The organism is Bacillus sp. JJ664 (assembly GCF_036962205.1).
Taxonomy (GTDB): domain Bacteria; phylum Bacillota; class Bacilli; order Bacillales; family Bacillaceae_G; genus Gottfriedia.
Window position 1 is genome coordinate 88,958 of record NZ_JBALMS010000050.1, and the last position, 15,105, is coordinate 104,062.

At 33.7% G+C, this 15,105-nt stretch carries 17 protein-coding genes and 1 pseudogene; 11 read left to right on the forward strand and 7 right to left on the reverse strand.

What is annotated here, in order from left to right; genetic code table 11:
- Positions 1–56 precede the first annotated feature (56 nt).
- The 5 genes and pseudogenes from V7056_RS09230 to V7056_RS09250 all read left to right on the forward strand — a co-directional run.
- Complete coding sequence (locus tag V7056_RS09230; RefSeq protein ID WP_499701274.1) at positions 57–1,172, forward strand: nicotinate phosphoribosyltransferase; 1,116 nt, start codon at positions 57–59, stop codon at positions 1,170–1,172.
- Positions 1,173–1,467: 295 nt separating this feature from the next.
- Positions 1,468–2,760, forward strand: coding sequence for a UDP-N-acetylmuramate--L-alanine ligase (murC, locus tag V7056_RS09235; protein WP_499701275.1), 1,293 nt, complete (start codon positions 1,468–1,470; stop codon positions 2,758–2,760).
- Between the two features lie 124 nt (positions 2,761–2,884).
- Positions 2,885–3,223, forward strand: a complete 339-nt coding sequence (locus tag V7056_RS09240) for a winged helix-turn-helix transcriptional regulator (RefSeq protein ID WP_499701277.1) — start codon at positions 2,885–2,887, stop codon at positions 3,221–3,223.
- Positions 3,224–3,427: 204 nt separating this feature from the next.
- The gene (locus tag V7056_RS09245; protein WP_499701279.1) at positions 3,428–4,141 is read left to right on the forward strand and encodes an SDR family oxidoreductase; all 714 of its coding nucleotides are present in this window, start codon (positions 3,428–3,430) and stop codon (positions 4,139–4,141) included.
- A 3-nt stretch (positions 4,142–4,144) separates the two neighbouring features.
- Positions 4,145–4,282: pseudogene (locus tag V7056_RS09250) on the forward strand (DinB family protein); the annotation flags it as partial.
- Positions 4,283–4,345: 63 nt separating this feature from the next.
- Here V7056_RS09250 and V7056_RS09255 read toward each other — a convergent pair.
- Positions 4,346–5,113: an SDR family NAD(P)-dependent oxidoreductase gene (locus V7056_RS09255; RefSeq protein WP_499701281.1), complete on the reverse strand. Its 768-nt coding sequence runs from the start codon at positions 5,111–5,113 to the stop codon at positions 4,346–4,348.
- A gap of 135 nt (positions 5,114–5,248) precedes the next feature.
- Between V7056_RS09255 and V7056_RS09260 the strand changes: the two genes are divergently transcribed.
- Complete coding sequence (locus tag V7056_RS09260; protein WP_499701283.1) at positions 5,249–5,641, forward strand: MerR family transcriptional regulator; 393 nt, start codon at positions 5,249–5,251, stop codon at positions 5,639–5,641.
- Between the two features lies 1 nt (position 5,642).
- Positions 5,643–5,939: an antibiotic biosynthesis monooxygenase family protein gene (locus V7056_RS09265; protein WP_499701285.1), complete on the forward strand. Its 297-nt coding sequence runs from the start codon at positions 5,643–5,645 to the stop codon at positions 5,937–5,939.
- A gap of 53 nt (positions 5,940–5,992) precedes the next feature.
- Here V7056_RS09265 and V7056_RS09270 read toward each other — a convergent pair whose 3' ends face one another.
- From V7056_RS09270 to V7056_RS09280, 3 genes are all read right to left on the reverse strand, one after another.
- A complete protein-coding gene (locus V7056_RS09270) occupies positions 5,993–6,451 on the reverse strand; it encodes a hypothetical protein (RefSeq protein WP_499701287.1) in 459 nt (152 codons plus the stop codon).
- Between the two features lie 74 nt (positions 6,452–6,525).
- A complete protein-coding gene (locus V7056_RS09275) occupies positions 6,526–7,323 on the reverse strand; it encodes a cytochrome c oxidase assembly protein (RefSeq protein WP_499701289.1) in 798 nt (265 codons plus the stop codon).
- Positions 7,313–7,792 carry a DUF2243 domain-containing protein gene (locus V7056_RS09280; protein WP_499701310.1) on the reverse strand — a complete coding sequence of 160 codons (480 nt, stop codon included), beginning with the start codon at positions 7,790–7,792 and terminating at the stop codon, positions 7,313–7,315. The genes V7056_RS09275 and V7056_RS09280 overlap by 11 nt, the downstream gene beginning before the upstream one ends.
- A 162-nt stretch (positions 7,793–7,954) precedes the next feature.
- On the opposite strand from V7056_RS09280, the gene V7056_RS09285 reads away from it, so the two are divergent.
- Positions 7,955–8,809 (forward strand): manganese catalase family protein, encoded by an 855-nt coding sequence (locus V7056_RS09285; RefSeq protein WP_499701291.1) that lies wholly within the window; start codon positions 7,955–7,957, stop codon positions 8,807–8,809.
- Positions 8,810–8,844: 35 nt separating this feature from the next.
- Here the strand turns inward: V7056_RS09285 and V7056_RS09290 are convergent, their stop codons facing one another.
- On the reverse strand, positions 8,845–9,696 hold the full coding sequence (locus V7056_RS09290; protein ID WP_499701293.1) for an MBL fold metallo-hydrolase: 852 nt from the start codon (positions 9,694–9,696) through the stop codon (positions 8,845–8,847).
- 140 nt (positions 9,697–9,836) lie between these two features.
- On the opposite strand from V7056_RS09290, the gene ku reads away from it, so the two are divergent.
- Genes ku through ligD form a run of 3 tightly spaced genes read left to right on the forward strand, consistent with a single transcriptional unit; the run spans position 9,837 to position 12,900 of the window.
- Positions 9,837–10,685, forward strand: a complete 849-nt coding sequence (gene ku / locus V7056_RS09295; protein WP_499701295.1) for a non-homologous end joining protein Ku — start codon at positions 9,837–9,839, stop codon at positions 10,683–10,685.
- Positions 10,686–11,630, forward strand: coding sequence for an ATP-dependent DNA ligase (locus tag V7056_RS09300; protein WP_499701297.1), 945 nt, complete (start codon positions 10,686–10,688; stop codon positions 11,628–11,630).
- 13 nt (positions 11,631–11,643) lie between these two features.
- Positions 11,644–12,900, forward strand: a complete 1,257-nt coding sequence (ligD, locus tag V7056_RS09305; protein WP_499701299.1) for a DNA ligase D — start codon at positions 11,644–11,646, stop codon at positions 12,898–12,900.
- 37 nt (positions 12,901–12,937) lie between these two features.
- Here the strand turns inward: ligD and V7056_RS09310 are convergent, their stop codons facing one another.
- Both V7056_RS09310 and V7056_RS09315 read right to left on the reverse strand, forming a co-directional pair.
- Positions 12,938–14,608 carry a ribonuclease J gene (locus V7056_RS09310; protein ID WP_499701300.1) on the reverse strand — a complete coding sequence of 557 codons (1,671 nt, stop codon included), beginning with the start codon at positions 14,606–14,608 and terminating at the stop codon, positions 12,938–12,940.
- A gap of 126 nt (positions 14,609–14,734) precedes the next feature.
- A complete protein-coding gene (locus tag V7056_RS09315; protein ID WP_499701302.1) occupies positions 14,735–14,941 on the reverse strand; it encodes a hypothetical protein in 207 nt (68 codons plus the stop codon).
- Positions 14,942–15,105: the final 164 nt, after the last annotated feature.

A 15,105-nucleotide genomic window follows, 5' to 3' on the forward strand; every position in this document is an offset into this window, starting at 1 on the left:
AGTGTTTTTGACTCATACTAGAAAAATAGAACGATACAATCAGCAGGTGAAGATTCATGGAAAAAGAATTAGATTTAAAATTAAAAGGTAAAATAAATCGTTTAACGAATCAAACATTTAAATTCGATGAGCGTATTGGTGAAGGATGGTTTTCTGCAGTTTATTTCTTAAAAACGAGAGAGATTATTAGAAAACAAAAGCCAGAAACTGAAGTTACAATGCAATTTTTTCAAAGAGAAAATGCTGTACTATGTGGAACAGATGAGGCTATTGCTCTATTACAAACATTTGCAGACAATCCTGAGGCACTAATTGTACATTCGTTAAAAGATGGAGATAAAATAGAACCGTTTGAGACTGTATTAACAGTACAAGGTAAATATGCTGATTTTGGCTTCCTTGAAGGAATTATTGATGGAATCTTAGCAAGACGTACATCTGTAGCAACAAATGTATATAATGTAAAACATTCAGCAAAATCAGCCGGTATAAAAAAACCGATTATCTTTATGGGTGATCGTGATGATCACTTTACAACACAAGCTGGTGATGGTTACGCTGCTTTTATAGGTGGCGCTACTGCACAAGCGACCCATGCAATGAACGAATGGTGGGGCAATGAAGGTATGGGTACAATGCCGCACGCATTAATTCAAATGTATAACGGAGATGTAGTGGAAGCTGCACGTGCATATACAGAGGTCTATCCCCAAGATGATTTAATTGTCTTAGTAGACTATAATAATGATGTCATTAACGATGCGCTAAAAGTGGCGCGAGAATTTGGTAAAAAATTAAAGGCTGTTCGTGTTGATACATCTAAGACAATGATTGATCAATATTTTATTGCGAACCCAGAACTATTAGGAACATTTGATCCAAGAGGTGTTAATCCGCCATTAATTTTTGCTTTACGTGAGGCACTCGATAAAGAAGGCTATCAACATGTTCAAATCGTCGTAAGTGGTGGTTTTACTGTGGATAGAATTTTAGCATTTGAAAAACAAGGTGTACCAGTAGATTTATATGGTGTTGGTGGAAGTTTACTAAAAGTAAATATTGGTTTTACTGGTGATAATGTAGAGCTTAATGGGGTATCCCAAGCGAAAGCTGGGCGTAAATTACGTGAAAACAATAGACTAGAAAAAGTAGAGATGAAACGTAGAGATTGAGGAGTTAGTACCTGAATATCAGTTTCATAGTGTAAGTATTTCTTGATGGTTAATTAATTTTTCCCATCTATTTCCTTTTAGTGTAACTGAAAAGAAATAGTCGTATAGCTTGTAAAGTGATATAATACTATTTGCGTAAAAATATAAGTTAGTTATCAATAAAACAATAACTAGACTCGGCGATTTATTACTGCATCAAATTGAAAAAATAATGATGCCATTTCTTTTATTCACACATATACTGTCTAAGAGATAGGCCGTTGTATTAGTGATCGATTTTGGAGGTTCTTTTAATATGACAGTTTACCATTTTGTAGGAATTAAAGGTACTGGAATGAGTGCATTAGCACAAATCTTACATGACTCTGGTTTTAATGTTCAAGGATCAGATCAAGAGAAGCACTTTTTCACTGAAAATGAGTTACGAAAAAAAAATATTACGATTTTACCATTTGATAAAGAAAACATTAAAGAAGGCCAATTTGTGATAGCGGGTAATGCGTTTCCTGACACTCATGAAGAAATTGCTACTGCTATTGAAAAAGGTATTCCAATGGCTCGTTACCATAAATTCTTAGGTGAATTTATGGAGAAATTTACTAGTGTAGCTATTACTGGAGCACATGGCAAAACCTCAACAACAGGTTTACTTGCTCATGTTGTTTCTGGTGCGCGCCCAACATCTTTCTTAATTGGAGATGGAACTGGTAAAGGTGAGAAAGATAGTGAATATTTTGTATTCGAAGCTTGTGAATACCGCCGTCATTTTCTTTCATATCATCCAGATTATTGCATCATGACAAATATTGACTTTGACCACCCAGATTATTATAAAAGTGTAGACGACGTATTTGATGCATTTCAACAAATGGCTGATCAAGTTAAAAAAGGAATCATTGCATGTGGTGATGACGAGCATCTTCAAAGAATTTATACAAAAGTTCCAGTAATGTATTATGGATTTAATGAAGATAATGATTTCCAAGCACGTAATATTGAAAAACATACGAATGGTACAACATTTGATGTGTTTGTTCGTAATACGTACTATGCGACATTTGATATCACAGGATATGGTGACCATAGTATACTTAATGCATTAGCTGTAATTGCATTATGTCATTATGAAGAGATAGAAGTGGAAATTATTAAAGCAAGATTATTAACATACGGTGGAGTAAAACGTCGCTTTAGTGAAAAAAGATTTGGGGATCAAGTGCTTATCGATGACTATGCACATCACCCAACTGAAATCCAAGCAACGATTCAAGCAGCACGTCAAAAATACCCTGACAGAGAAATTGTTGCAGTATTCCAACCTCATACATTTACACGTACAAGCAAATTTTTAACTGAGTTTGCTGGAACTTTAGAAAAAGCAGATAAAGTATATTTATGTGATATTTTTGGATCTGCTAGAGAAGAAAAAGGAACGTTAACAATTGAAGACCTTTCAAGTAAAATTAAAGGTGCTCAACTATTAACTGATGATAATATTCCTGATCTTCAAAACCATAAAAACAGTGTATTAATTTTTATGGGCGCAGGAGATATTCAGAAATATCAAGCGGCTTACGAAAAATTATAAGACTTTAAAACCCATTTATGACATTCATAAGTGGGTTTTTTTATTGTGTTTTGAATGTAACTAATTTATCGTAACTAGTAAATGGTGAATATTATATCAAATTATAAAAAATGGGAGAGTATGTATGAGTACATTAGAACCTGTTGTTTTAACAAAAGGAGAAATTGGAGTTCAATGTCCAATTGCTAAGACACTTGATGTAATCGGGACAAAGTGGACTTTTTTAATTGTTAGAGACTTACTAATTGATGGAACACTAAGATTCAGTGACTTAATGAGGTCGGTAGAAGGGATTAGTCCAAAGACGCTTTCGCTTCGTCTGAGGGAATTAGAAGTGAAAGGAATTGTAAAAAGAAAGGTTTACCCAGAAGTACCCCCCCGCGTTGAATATACTTTAACTGAAAAAGGGGAAAGCTTAAAAGGAATATTTGTTGAATTAAAGCGTTTTGGCCTTACGATTTAAGTCTGAATCTCTTAGTTTTGGTACTTTGTCTATAAACTGAAATGGAACAGAAATGTTCCATTTTTTTTATGCATTTGACCTTTAATGATACAAAACTAACAAAAAAGTAACTATATGAATAAAATATCACTTCTTGTTGGGTAGTTTTTTTAGCATTACAATATGTTTTAAGTTAAAAAGACTATTTATATAGGGGGAAAATCAATGTTAACGAATAAACGAATTGTAATTATTGGAGGTAGCTCAGGTATTGGGTTTGAAACAGCCAAGCTTACTTTAGAAAAAGGAGCGGAGGTGATTATTGCTAGTCGTTCAGAAAAAAAGCTGAAAGAAGCGCAGGACACTTTGCAAGGAGAAGTTACTATTTTTACTCTTGATGTGACAGACGAGAGTCAAGTAAAAATATTCTTTGAGAAAATTGGGCAGATTGACCATCTTGTCATCTCTGCTGCGGAAACATCAAGTGGATTATTTCTTGAAACAGAAGTCGATGCAGCCCGACAATTGTTTAATAATAAATTTTGGGGACAGTATTTATGTGTTAAATACGGTGTGCCACATCTTACAAAAGACGGATCCATTACATTATTTTCCGGTATCGTTGCCTATAAAGCAATGGTTGGTTCAGCAGTATTGGGCTCAGTCAATTCAGCGGTTGCCAGCCTTGGTCAAACATTAGCGCTAGAGCTTGCACCAATTAGAGTAAATGTCATTTCACCCGGTATCATTGATACTCCATCGCGCAGTAAAATGTCTGACGAAGCTCGTAATCAATTTTACGAAGGAATCGCTAGTAAACTCCCAGTAGAGAGAGTAGGTAGAGCAAAAGACGTTGCCTCGGGTGTTTATTATTTAATCAAGAATCATTTTGTTACAGGTACAGTTCTTCATATAGATGGAGGTCATATGTTAATTTAGGCAACAAAAGGTGAAATTGTGAGGCATATTATTGCCCATGAAATTCACCATATTGGTCAATTATCTATTTGGGTTAGAGAGTTAGGGGTACAACCAAGCTCTGCAAATTTAGTAGGAAGAAATCCCATGATAAAAAATTGATATACGGAATTGAAATATGTAAAAAAATAAAAGCTCAGAGTATCGCACTCTGAGCTTTTATAATTAGTCTCTCATTCTCACAACGTGTGGATAAATCGGGTCCTTTAATTGGAATTCATATGAAACACCATCTACGATTCCAACGACTTTTTCGCTATCATATAAATCAAGCATAAATCCAGCCATTTCTTTTGCCGTATGATATTTAGGGATTAGACCTTTATAGTTAACATCATGGTCTAAATCATAGGAGACTTTTGCGAATTCAGTTTCAGTTGCTGCAGGTGCTAATACTTTGGCTTGCATTTTTGCGCCGTTTCTTTTTAATTCGTGTGAAAGTCCTTCAGTAAATGAACTAACATAAAACTTTGTGGCACAATAAGTAACGGCATCGCCAACAATTGTGTAACCTCCTCCAGATGAAACGTTAATAATCTGCGTACCGTCAACAGAACGATAATCTCGAACGAAAAGTGACGATAGGATTGTCAAAGCTTCAATATTCAAATGGAGCATTGTTTCAATTTTATTTAAATTTTGATCACCAATTGATGCAAAGTTTCCAAATCCTGCATTATTAATCCATGTTTCGATTTCTAAATCTTTTAGACTTTCATATAATTTATGTGCATTTTTAGAGATTGATAAGTCAGTTGTATGAATGATTACATCTAAGTCATCATTCATTTTTTTAACTTCTGATTTTAACTTCTCTAATTCTTCAGTTCTACGAGCAACAATCACTAAGTTTTTTCCACGTTTAGCAAATGCAAGAGCAGTTTCATATCCAATTCCTGAACTAGCTCCTGTAATAACTGTATACTTGTTCATTTTATTTTCCTCCTAGAATTTTATATTGAATAAATTAATTGTGTAGCGGATACGGGTTTATTATACTGGTTAAAGTAAACTCTAAGTCAAATAAATCTTTTGGAGCTCAGTATAAAATGATGGAGGAGGATTTTTGTGTATTCAATAGGTGAAGTATCTCAAATGTTAGGAATTAGTGCTCATACACTTCGTTATTATGAAAAGGAAAAAATCATTCTTCCAGATCGAAATGAAAATGGAGAAAGAATATATCATACAACTCACGTCCAATGGTTACAATTTGTTCTAAAATTAAAGGAAACTCAAATGCCAATCTCGAAAATTAAAGAATATGCACATTTGTTTACTCATGGAGAACAAACATCTTTAGCAAGATTAAAATTGCTAGAAGAACATAAAATTTCAATTGAAAATCAGCTAATAACATTGGAAGAAACAAACAAGATATTAGAGAAGAAAATTAGTTCTTATAAAGATTTCATTCAAAAAACTAACTTTACTTTGAATTCCGATGAAAGGGAGAGATGATATGATTTTAGAAGCATGTATATTGACAGTTAAACCTGGGATGGAAGAAGAATATGAGGATGCATTTAAAAGAGCATCTAATCTCATTTCTTCAATGAATGGGTATGTAGGGCATGAATTGCAAAAATGTATCGAAGTTAAAGGGAAATATATTTTATTAGTTAAGTGGAATACGATTGAAGACCATACAATTGGATTTAGACAATCTCCGGAATATCAGGAATGGAGGAAATTACTACATCATTTTTATGATCCGTTCCCGACAGTTGAGCATTTTGAAAATGTACAACTTTCATAAATAGTTATAAAAACAAAAAAACCTTATTGGGCTAATCCAATAAGGTTTTAACATTAATCGACTCTTTCTTTTCTTCGGAACATAAAATATGCAACTAAACCAAGAAGAGCTGCTAGTGCTAGAAATCCTAACCAACCATAATTCATATGAACATCATCGTCTGCAGGATTTAATGTATTTCCCACAGGTTTTGGCGTAACAGTTCTTTCGTAGTAACGGTTTGTATCTGTTGTACGATCATTATTCATTGTTCCATTATTCAACTCATTTACATTACGATTTACGTCATTTTTCATATCTTTAAAATCATTTTTAGTGTTATTTAATATATTATCTTTGTCATCCATCACATGATTCGGATCATAGAAATCATGATCAAAATCTCTATTGATATGCTTGTTATTTTTTTCGTAGCTTTGATCTAAAGTTGTTGAATCTGACGCTGCAAACGCATTTATCGTTAATAGTAAAGTGAACATTAAAGTCGTTAATGTAAGTAAAATTTTTTTCATACAAATCCTCCTTTTAGGAATGTAGTATTACTTTTTGTCACAAGAGGAGGAATTATTTATACCAAATCTGACCATTAATTTGGTTGGCCTTTTATTAGTAAAACTTTTTGATTTGCCGTTTTATACCATTGAAGGCAAAGAATAAAAATAATGATCAAATCAACTAAATCACCACCATAATACATTACTTTCGCACCAGCTTGTGATTGTTCAATTGGTACCTTGTTTGGAGGATGAATGAAAATAAATTTAGATAAAATATCGTGACCGGCTAAAAATAGAATCATGCATATTGAACGATAAGAGAATTGATAGCGGTGTGGTGTTGGATCGAAATAAATCATTGAAATTGTAAATAAATACCCAGCTAGAAAAATGTGAATATGTACGAATAGATAAAGTAGCGTATATTGATGCATCAAACTATATAAGTTGGTTGTATAAAGAATCCACAACCCTCCTATGTTGAGCAGTGATGCGATGATTGGGTTACTTAAAAAAACAACGATTTCACTTTTTAATAATTTAGATATAAAACGTGCGTGTTGTACCTTAATCGTGCGTAATAAAAGTGTGAGAGGAAAAGAAAGTGCAATAAATAGTGGCGCAAGCATTCCTAATAATAAATGAGCATACATATGTGAAACAAAATTTATATGTGAGGAATTTGCAATTGGTCCTACTAAAGCAAATGCGATACACGTTAATCCTAAAATCCAAGTGACATAACGATATTTTAGCCATCTTTTATGACTTTTTGTAACACTGAAGGTTGCAGCATAAAAGTAAAGCACCAACATAAACAACAATCCAATAAGAAGGACTATCTCAGAATAACTAAATTGAGAATGGTCTATATGGCTATGATTCATTTTTTATTATACTTTCAGATTTTCTAGTTCTAAGTACAATTGCTAAACCAAAAATGACCATAACCAAGGCAGAAATATTCCAAGTTAAATCATATGGAAGTATATCAACATGATAACGTATTTGATGTAGCTTCATGAATTTATGTTGAACGGTCCCATCATAAAGTTGAAAAAGACCTGCTCCGAGAAATAGTCCGCCAATCCACCGTTTAAACCAAAATGCTTTTTTTCTACGTAGATCTGCTAGTAGAAATAATGACCAAATTGTAGAAAACCAACTAAAAGCATGAAATAAGCCATCTGAAATTAGACCAATGGAGGTTGTTGATTTGTCATAAAAATGATGCCAATGAAGTAGTTGGTGAAATGCAGTTTCATCAATGAATGCAACCATACCAAGTCCAAATAGTATTCCTGACCAGAAATTTTGTTTTCCATATTCCAATGTAGTTTCTCTTTTCACATTCAATCTTCCTTTAAACAGTATTTTCCTCAATTATTCTACCCTTAGTTACAAATTCACAAACTGTTTAACAATGTCTTCTTATAAAATGATTCTCGGATAAATAAACCTATACTACATATCATAGTTTTGTTATCAAAAAAATTAGGAACAGGGGTTAACATATAAATGTATTATTACAAGGAAGAATTAATCAATATCATCAAACCAGATAAACCAGATCCTGCAGCTGCCAAAGTACTTCAAGAAACATTAGGTGGACAATTTGGGGAAATGAGAACTATGATGCAGTACTTTTTTCAAAGTTCAAATTTTCGAGGGAAAGCAAAGCAGTATCGTGATTTAATCAGAGGTGTATTTTTAGAGGAGATAAGCCACGTTGAACTTGTTCAAAATACGATTAATCAACTTTTAAACGGTGCAGGGTTATCTACTCCAGGAAATGCAGGACAAGATGGTGCACCGCTTGATGATGCAGTTAAACATGCTAATCCTCACCATTTTATTTCAGGTGCTCAAGCTTCTTTACCGGTAGATGCTGGTGGGAATCCTTGGAATGGCTCATGGGTGTATAGTCATGGGAATTTAATTGCAGATTTATTAAACAATCTTATTGTTGAATCAACTGGAGTCTTGGAAAAAACAAGAATTTATGAAATGAGTTCGAACCAAACTTTAAGGGAAACTTTAGGCTTTTTAATTGTACGTGATAATGCCCATCAAAACGCATTTGCAAAAGTATTGGAAACACTTGGCGTAAACTGGGGTAAATTATTCCCTGTACCAAATTATGATATTAATAAGTATCCCGAATGTAGAAAGTATGTAGAGATGGGTTATCACAATGCTCAGTTCAATTTCAGACTTGATCAAACTCGTATCGGAGAAATATTTAATGGACAAACACCAAGTAGAAATGGTGGAGAATTAATGGTCACTGATCCACCTGAAGGATTCCCAGTTCCTGAATTACCGGATATGCCAAATGAACATGCTTCAGGCTTATATGATTTGAATAGCTAAAATTAAAAACTCCCTTTAGTTTAGGGAGTTTCTTGTTATACATAACGACCATAATCTGGTTTTGCGATACTTTCAAAATTTATCACTAAATGATGTAAATTTGTTTCAAGCTCTTTGCCAGACATAGGTGAACCATGTCCAGTTACGGCAATTGAAGGTTTTAATGCCTCGAGTTTTTTTATTGAATTCCAAGCATCCATCCAATTTGTTGTAAAGTATCTCGGTGGACCGTTCAGTTCTTGCTTTTGAATGAGTACATTGTATAATTCGTCTTGCCTTACAGTGATAAAAGCGTCGCCAGCGATTAGAAGTTTATCCTCATCTCTAAAAAATGAAACATGTCCAGGTGTATGACCTGGAGTATGAATCCATTTCCAACCTGGCATATGTGGAATTTCACCATTTTCAGGTAAAGCATGTACATAATTCTTTAAATTTATTGCTTCATTCGGAAATAAAGGTGACAATTTTGCAATCAAGCCACCTTCAACTGCTCCATCAGGCTCAGGATAATTTGTTTTATCAGTTAAAAAAGGGAGTTCTAACGAATGGGCATAAACTGGAACATTCCATTCATTGACTAGCTCAGTGACAGCTCCCACATGATCAAAGTGTCCGTGAGTTAAAATAATCGCTTTTGGCTTATGTTTTTTACCAAATCTTTTTTCAGCTAGTTCTATTATTTGCGCGGATGATTTTGGCATTCCAGTATCAATTAATACCCATTCATTTGAAACATCAGGATTGCCATATAGACAAATATTCACGATTTGGATTGTTTCATAAAACAAATCAGGTGCAAGCGATGAGCCTTTTCCACTTGATACAGATGTGATGGGCATATAATGAAAATTACTCGTTGCTAACTCTGTGTAATCCTTTTCCATTTAATAAAATACACTTCCTATTCTTTAAACTTTCATTTTGTATTCTACTTTTAAAACATTAATTTATACTAATCGACTTGTTGAATTAAACCATTTCATTTAACAAAAGATAAAAGAAAAATGAAAAGGGTTGTGAGGATATGCATACCGTATGGAAAGGCACGATCAGTATGGGATTAGTTACAATTCCGGTAAAGCTATTTTCAGCTGTAGAAGACAAGGATTTAAAATTTCGTCAATACCATAAGGATTGTAAAACACCTATTTCATATAAGAAGGTAGCAAGTTGTGATGACGATGTGACTTCTGATGAAATTATTAAAGTATTTGAAACACCTAACGGTAGAGTTGTTGAAATAAAAGAAGAGGAAATGAATAAGCTAAAAGAAGAATTTGAATTGAAAACAGTTTCGATTATTGACTTTGTTAAGTTGGCTGAAATTGACCCGGTCTATTTTGACAAAACATATTATATAGGACCAGACTCTGGAGGAACAAAAGCTTATGCTCTACTTTCAGAAATATTGAAAAAAAGTAAGAAGATTGGCCTTGCAAAAATAACGATTCGAAGTAAACAGCATTTATCTGCTATTCGTCCATATAAAAATGCAATCATTTTGGAAACGTTACATTTTCCAGACGAAATTAGAGCAATTGAAGGCATTCCTGGAGGTGTGCCTGAAAAAGCTGGTTTATCTGAAAGGGAACTACAGGCAGGTATGATGTTAGTGGAGCAATTAACAACAACATTTAATCCAGAGAATTATACAGACAGTTACCGGACAGCTTTAGAACAGTTAATTAATCAAAAGGTGCAAAGTAATGATTTCATTGCAACTGAACAAGAACAGCCTGCAGCGGAACAAAAAAATGTTGTGGATCTGATGTCTGCATTACAAGCAAGTATTGATCGAACGAAAGGACAAGCTACTCCGACGAAAACGGCGGCACCGAAAAAAACTCGAGCGCCAAAGAAGGCTACAAGTTAAATGGAGCTCATTCCAATTCATCCATTCGAGCCAGTTTCTTCAAATACTGTTCCTGAAGGTCAAGAGTGGATATCCCAAATTAAGTGGGATGGAGTTAGAATCTTAACTTACTGGAATGGTGAGGTAACCACACTTTATAATCGCAAACTGAATGAGCGGACAAACACTTTTCCAGAGTTAACAAATATTCGTTCTTATACGAATGCCGACTCAATTATTTTAGATGGAGAAGTCATAGCATTAGATCAAATTGGAAATCCTTCTTTTCACGAAGTTATGCGAAGGGATGGAATTAGACGCTTAGATCGAGTGAAGTTTGTCATGGAAGCTGTACAGATTTATTATATGATTTTTGATATTTTGTATTATAACGGTGAATGGGTCAATGATAAAACCTTGAAGGAAAGACTAGACCTTCTTTCATCAGTTATAACACCTAATAAACAGATTCAAGTCGTTCCGATTAACAACGATAATCAAGCTTTATTTGAGGTATCAAAACAGCATGGTTTAGAAGGTATTGTTTGTAAAAACCTCAATAGTCGATATATCATCGATGGAAAAAATAGTGATTGGCAAAAAATAAAAAATTATAAAGATATTATAGCTGTCATTGGTGGAGTAACATATCGATCGGGTATTGTTAATTCAATTTTAGTTGGATTATATGATGACGAGGAACGATTTTGGTATATCGGACATGTCGGAACCGGTAAACTGACTCATGCTGAATGGAAAGAGTTAACGAAAGTCATTGAAGCAATAAAAATTGAAAAAAATCCGTTTTCTAATCAGCCTAAACGGGTGAAAGAAATTCAATGGATAGATCCTTTATTAACGGTAAAAGTACAATTTATAGAATGGACAGAAGGTCACTCATTAAGGCAACCGAGTATTCAAGCTTTTGTTAATCAAGAGCCAAAAACATGCAAGTTCACAAATTAAAGGAAGTTACTCTATGAACCATACACTTTTATTAGAGCCATTCCCTAAACATAATGACACTATTTATAGTGGCTATTTCTTTATTTTAGGTTTTCAATCAGACAAAGACTATTTTATAGTTGGAATTAAAAAACAAAATGACATCATCGAAATTGGAGCATTTATAAATGGACTAAATCAAAATGAAAAAGAAATTTTGAAAAAAGCGATTATTGATAATCAGAAAAAAAGCGAAAATAATACGATCTTTGTTGATCCGGGGATCTGCATTGAATTGCACTTTAAAGGGCTTGAAAATCATCGTTTAATTGATCCTTCATTTAAATCATTTCAACTACAGCACTCATGGGAGGATTGTACTTGGAATCATTTAATTTTAATAAATATGCCAATAGACAATGAGTTATCTATGACAAGCCTTGATAAGACAATTTGGAGTGATCCGTTTCTGACAAAGGAGAGCTATCTTTCATACTTAGCTCAAATTTCTCCATATATGATTCCATTTTTAGAAAATAAATTACTAACTACAATAAGGTATCCACATGGAGTACCTGGAGAATCGTTTTTTCAAAAAAATAGTCCAGACTATGCGCCAAGCTTTATCGTAACAAAAGAGCAAGAAGGTAATCATTATATTATTTGTAATGATGTATCGACACTTCTTTGGCTAGGGAATCAATTAGCGATTGAATTTCACATTCCCTTTCAAACCTTTGAAAGTAATGATCCAACTGAAATCGTTTTTGATTTAGACCCACCAAATAAAGAGGCATTTCCATTAGCAATCAAAGCAGCAATGGAAATGAGACCAATTTTTGAATCATTTCAAATTAAAAGCTACCCAAAGGTATCTGGGAGTAAAGGGATTCAGATTCATATCCCAATCAAAAAGCATTCACTAACTTATGATGAAACGCGAATCTTTACTAGTTTTATCGCGAATTATTTAATCGAGAAATTTCCAGATGATTTTACAATTGAACGTTTTAAAAAAAATCGGGGAACAAGACTGTATATTGATTATGTACAGCATGCAAAAGGGAAAACAATTATTTGTCCTTATTCAGCAAGAGGGAGAGAGGGAGCTACAGTTGCCACTCCACTATATTGGGATGAAATAACAGAGGATTTAAAAATTGAAACATTTACAATACCATTTGTTTTAAATCGTTTAGCAAACACAATATGTCCAATGAATGATTATTTTAAACAAGAAAACCTTACTTTATTAGAAGTCATATCTAAGTTAAAAGAACATAAAAAGTGAAAACTCCCTTAAAAATTACATTCAAGGGAGTTCTTTTTTATATTTCAATAATGATTGGAAGAATCATTGGCTTTCTCTTAGTTTTTGTAAATAAAAATTGGCTTATTGATCTTTTCATATTTTGCTTCATCACACTCCACTGAAGAGTATTCGCATCTAGTAAGTCATTCACAGTATTGGTTGCAAGCTTATTGACCTCTCTAATTAGGCTTTCAGAATCGCGCGCGTAAACAAATCCACGAGAAATTGTATCTGGACCAGAAATGATTTTCTTCTCAACTTTACTGATGGTAATCACGATGACGAGCATCCCGTCTTCTGACAATTGCTTGCGGTCTCTTAGGACAATATTGCCCACGTCCCCAATGCCCATTCCATCTACATAAATATTACCTGAAGGAATTTTTCTAGTTTGGGATGCGACAGAATTTTGGATATCTACTACATCACCATTTTTGATGATAAAAATATTCGACTTCTCAACTCCAACTGATTCTGCTAATGCACTATGATGATGAAGCATTCTAAATTCACCATGAATTGGGATAAAATACTTTGGTTTCATTAATGTAAGCATCAGTTTTAATTCTTCTTGATATGCGTGACCTGATACATGCATACCTGTTGAACTACCTGATCCATAAATTACATTTGCACCAAGCGTGTAAAAATTATCAATGATTCTAGATACATTTCGTTCATTACCAGGAATAGGTGATGCGGCAAAAATAACAGTATCTTCAGGGTAAACCTCTACGTCTCGATAACTCGAGCTTGCTAATCGAGCAAGTGCCGCAAGAGGCTCACCTTGGCTTCCAGTACAAAGAATTGTAACGTTTTCTGGTGCAAGAGCATGAATTTCTTGTGCATCAATTAGCATGCCTTCAGGAATTCTTAAATAATCTTTTTCCATTGCAACTGTAACAACATTTACCATGCTTCTTCCTAGTAACGCAAGCTTTCTATTCGTCTTGATTGAGGCATCTACAATTTGCTGAACGCGATGGACATTTGAAGCAAATGTTGAGATAATGACTTTTCGTTTTGCTCTATGAAATGCTTCTTCAATATGTTCACCAACCATTCGTTCTGAAGGAGTAGAGCCTGGTCTTTCGGCATTTGTACTTTCAGATAACAAAAGTAATACGCCTTTACTTCCAATGTCAGCCATTTTGTGAATATCTGGGTATTGATTATTAACCGGCGTTAAATCGAACTTGAAGTCACCAGTATGAACAACAACTCCCTCAGGGGTATGAAATACAATGCCAAGGCAATCAGGGATACTATGATTTGTTTTGAAAAAAGTTACAACAAATTCATTAAATTGAAGTTCAGTATCAGATTGAATAATATTTAATTCTGTATCACTTAATAGGCCATGTTCTTTTAATTTAATCTCAATTAATCCAAGTGTTAGGCGTGAAGCATATATAGGCAAATTCAATTGTTTTAATATGTATGGAATGCCACCTATATGATCCTCATGTCCATGTGTGACAATCAAGCCTTTAATTTTCTCTTTATTTTGATGTAGGTAAGTTATATCTGGAATGATGAGATCAATGCCTAATAAACTCTCATCGGGAAATTTCCCGCCACAATCAATAATGAGTATTTCATCTGCATATTGAATGGCATACATATTTTTTCCAATTTCATTGACACCACCTAGTGCGAAAATAGAAAGTCTTTGTTCTGTCCTCAATTTCTATCCCTCCTAATTTGTCAACCATAAAATCCCAAATTTTTCTTAGTATGTGCTTACTTTTCGAATTAATTCAATCCGATCTAGTCAAAAAAAAATAAGCTGGTAACCAGCTTATTTTTTATTTTACTGTTCAAAATAGTCTTCAAATTGCTTCTTACTTGATTTTGACTCGTGTTGAAAATATGGATTATCTGTAGTTGAGTCTTTCGGGTCTAAATTGGTTTTTATGACTAATGTTGGTCCTGGATTAGAAGGTTCCGCAATTAAACGATCATTCAATTCATGAAAATCAGGTAGCTTCTTACTTCCAGGTTGTATTGGTTCAGACATCATCACACCTCCTTTGAATAGGATGGTTTTCTTGTTGAAAATTATGTGTTTACGTATACATTGTTGCAATTTAAGGATGTTTTAGTTGATTACAATCTTTTAGATAAGAGCTTTGTAAAAAAAAAAAATTATTACATCGAATGGTGCAGTATTAAGTACATATA

Excerpts from the sequence above, each read along its gene's own strand:
- murC (WP_499701275.1), top strand. The coding sequence starts at position 1,468 with ATGACAGTTTACCATTTTGTAGGAATTAAAGGTACTGGAATGAGTGCA.
- V7056_RS09255 (WP_499701281.1), bottom strand. The coding sequence starts at position 5,113 with ATGAACAAGTATACAGTTATTACAGGAGCTAGTTCAGGAATTGGATAT.
- V7056_RS09265 (WP_499701285.1), top strand. The coding sequence starts at position 5,643 with ATGATTTTAGAAGCATGTATATTGACAGTTAAACCTGGGATGGAAGAA.
- V7056_RS09290 (WP_499701293.1), bottom strand. The coding sequence starts at position 9,696 with ATGGAAAAGGATTACACAGAGTTAGCAACGAGTAATTTTCATTATATG.
- V7056_RS09270 (WP_499701287.1), bottom strand. The coding sequence starts at position 6,451 with ATGAAAAAAATTTTACTTACATTAACGACTTTAATGTTCACTTTACTA.
- V7056_RS09285 (WP_499701291.1), top strand. The coding sequence starts at position 7,955 with ATGTATTATTACAAGGAAGAATTAATCAATATCATCAAACCAGATAAA.
- V7056_RS09230 (WP_499701274.1), top strand. The coding sequence starts at position 57 with ATGGAAAAAGAATTAGATTTAAAATTAAAAGGTAAAATAAATCGTTTA.
- ligD (WP_499701299.1), top strand. The coding sequence starts at position 11,644 with ATGAACCATACACTTTTATTAGAGCCATTCCCTAAACATAATGACACT.
- V7056_RS09240 (WP_499701277.1), top strand. The coding sequence starts at position 2,885 with ATGAGTACATTAGAACCTGTTGTTTTAACAAAAGGAGAAATTGGAGTT.
- V7056_RS09300 (WP_499701297.1), top strand. The coding sequence starts at position 10,686 with ATGGAGCTCATTCCAATTCATCCATTCGAGCCAGTTTCTTCAAATACT.
- ku (WP_499701295.1), top strand. The coding sequence starts at position 9,837 with ATGCATACCGTATGGAAAGGCACGATCAGTATGGGATTAGTTACAATT.
- V7056_RS09245 (WP_499701279.1), top strand. The coding sequence starts at position 3,428 with ATGTTAACGAATAAACGAATTGTAATTATTGGAGGTAGCTCAGGTATT.
- V7056_RS09315 (WP_499701302.1), bottom strand. The coding sequence starts at position 14,941 with ATGTCTGAACCAATACAACCTGGAAGTAAGAAGCTACCTGATTTTCAT.
- V7056_RS09275 (WP_499701289.1), bottom strand. The coding sequence starts at position 7,323 with ATGAATCATAGCCATATAGACCATTCTCAATTTAGTTATTCTGAGATA.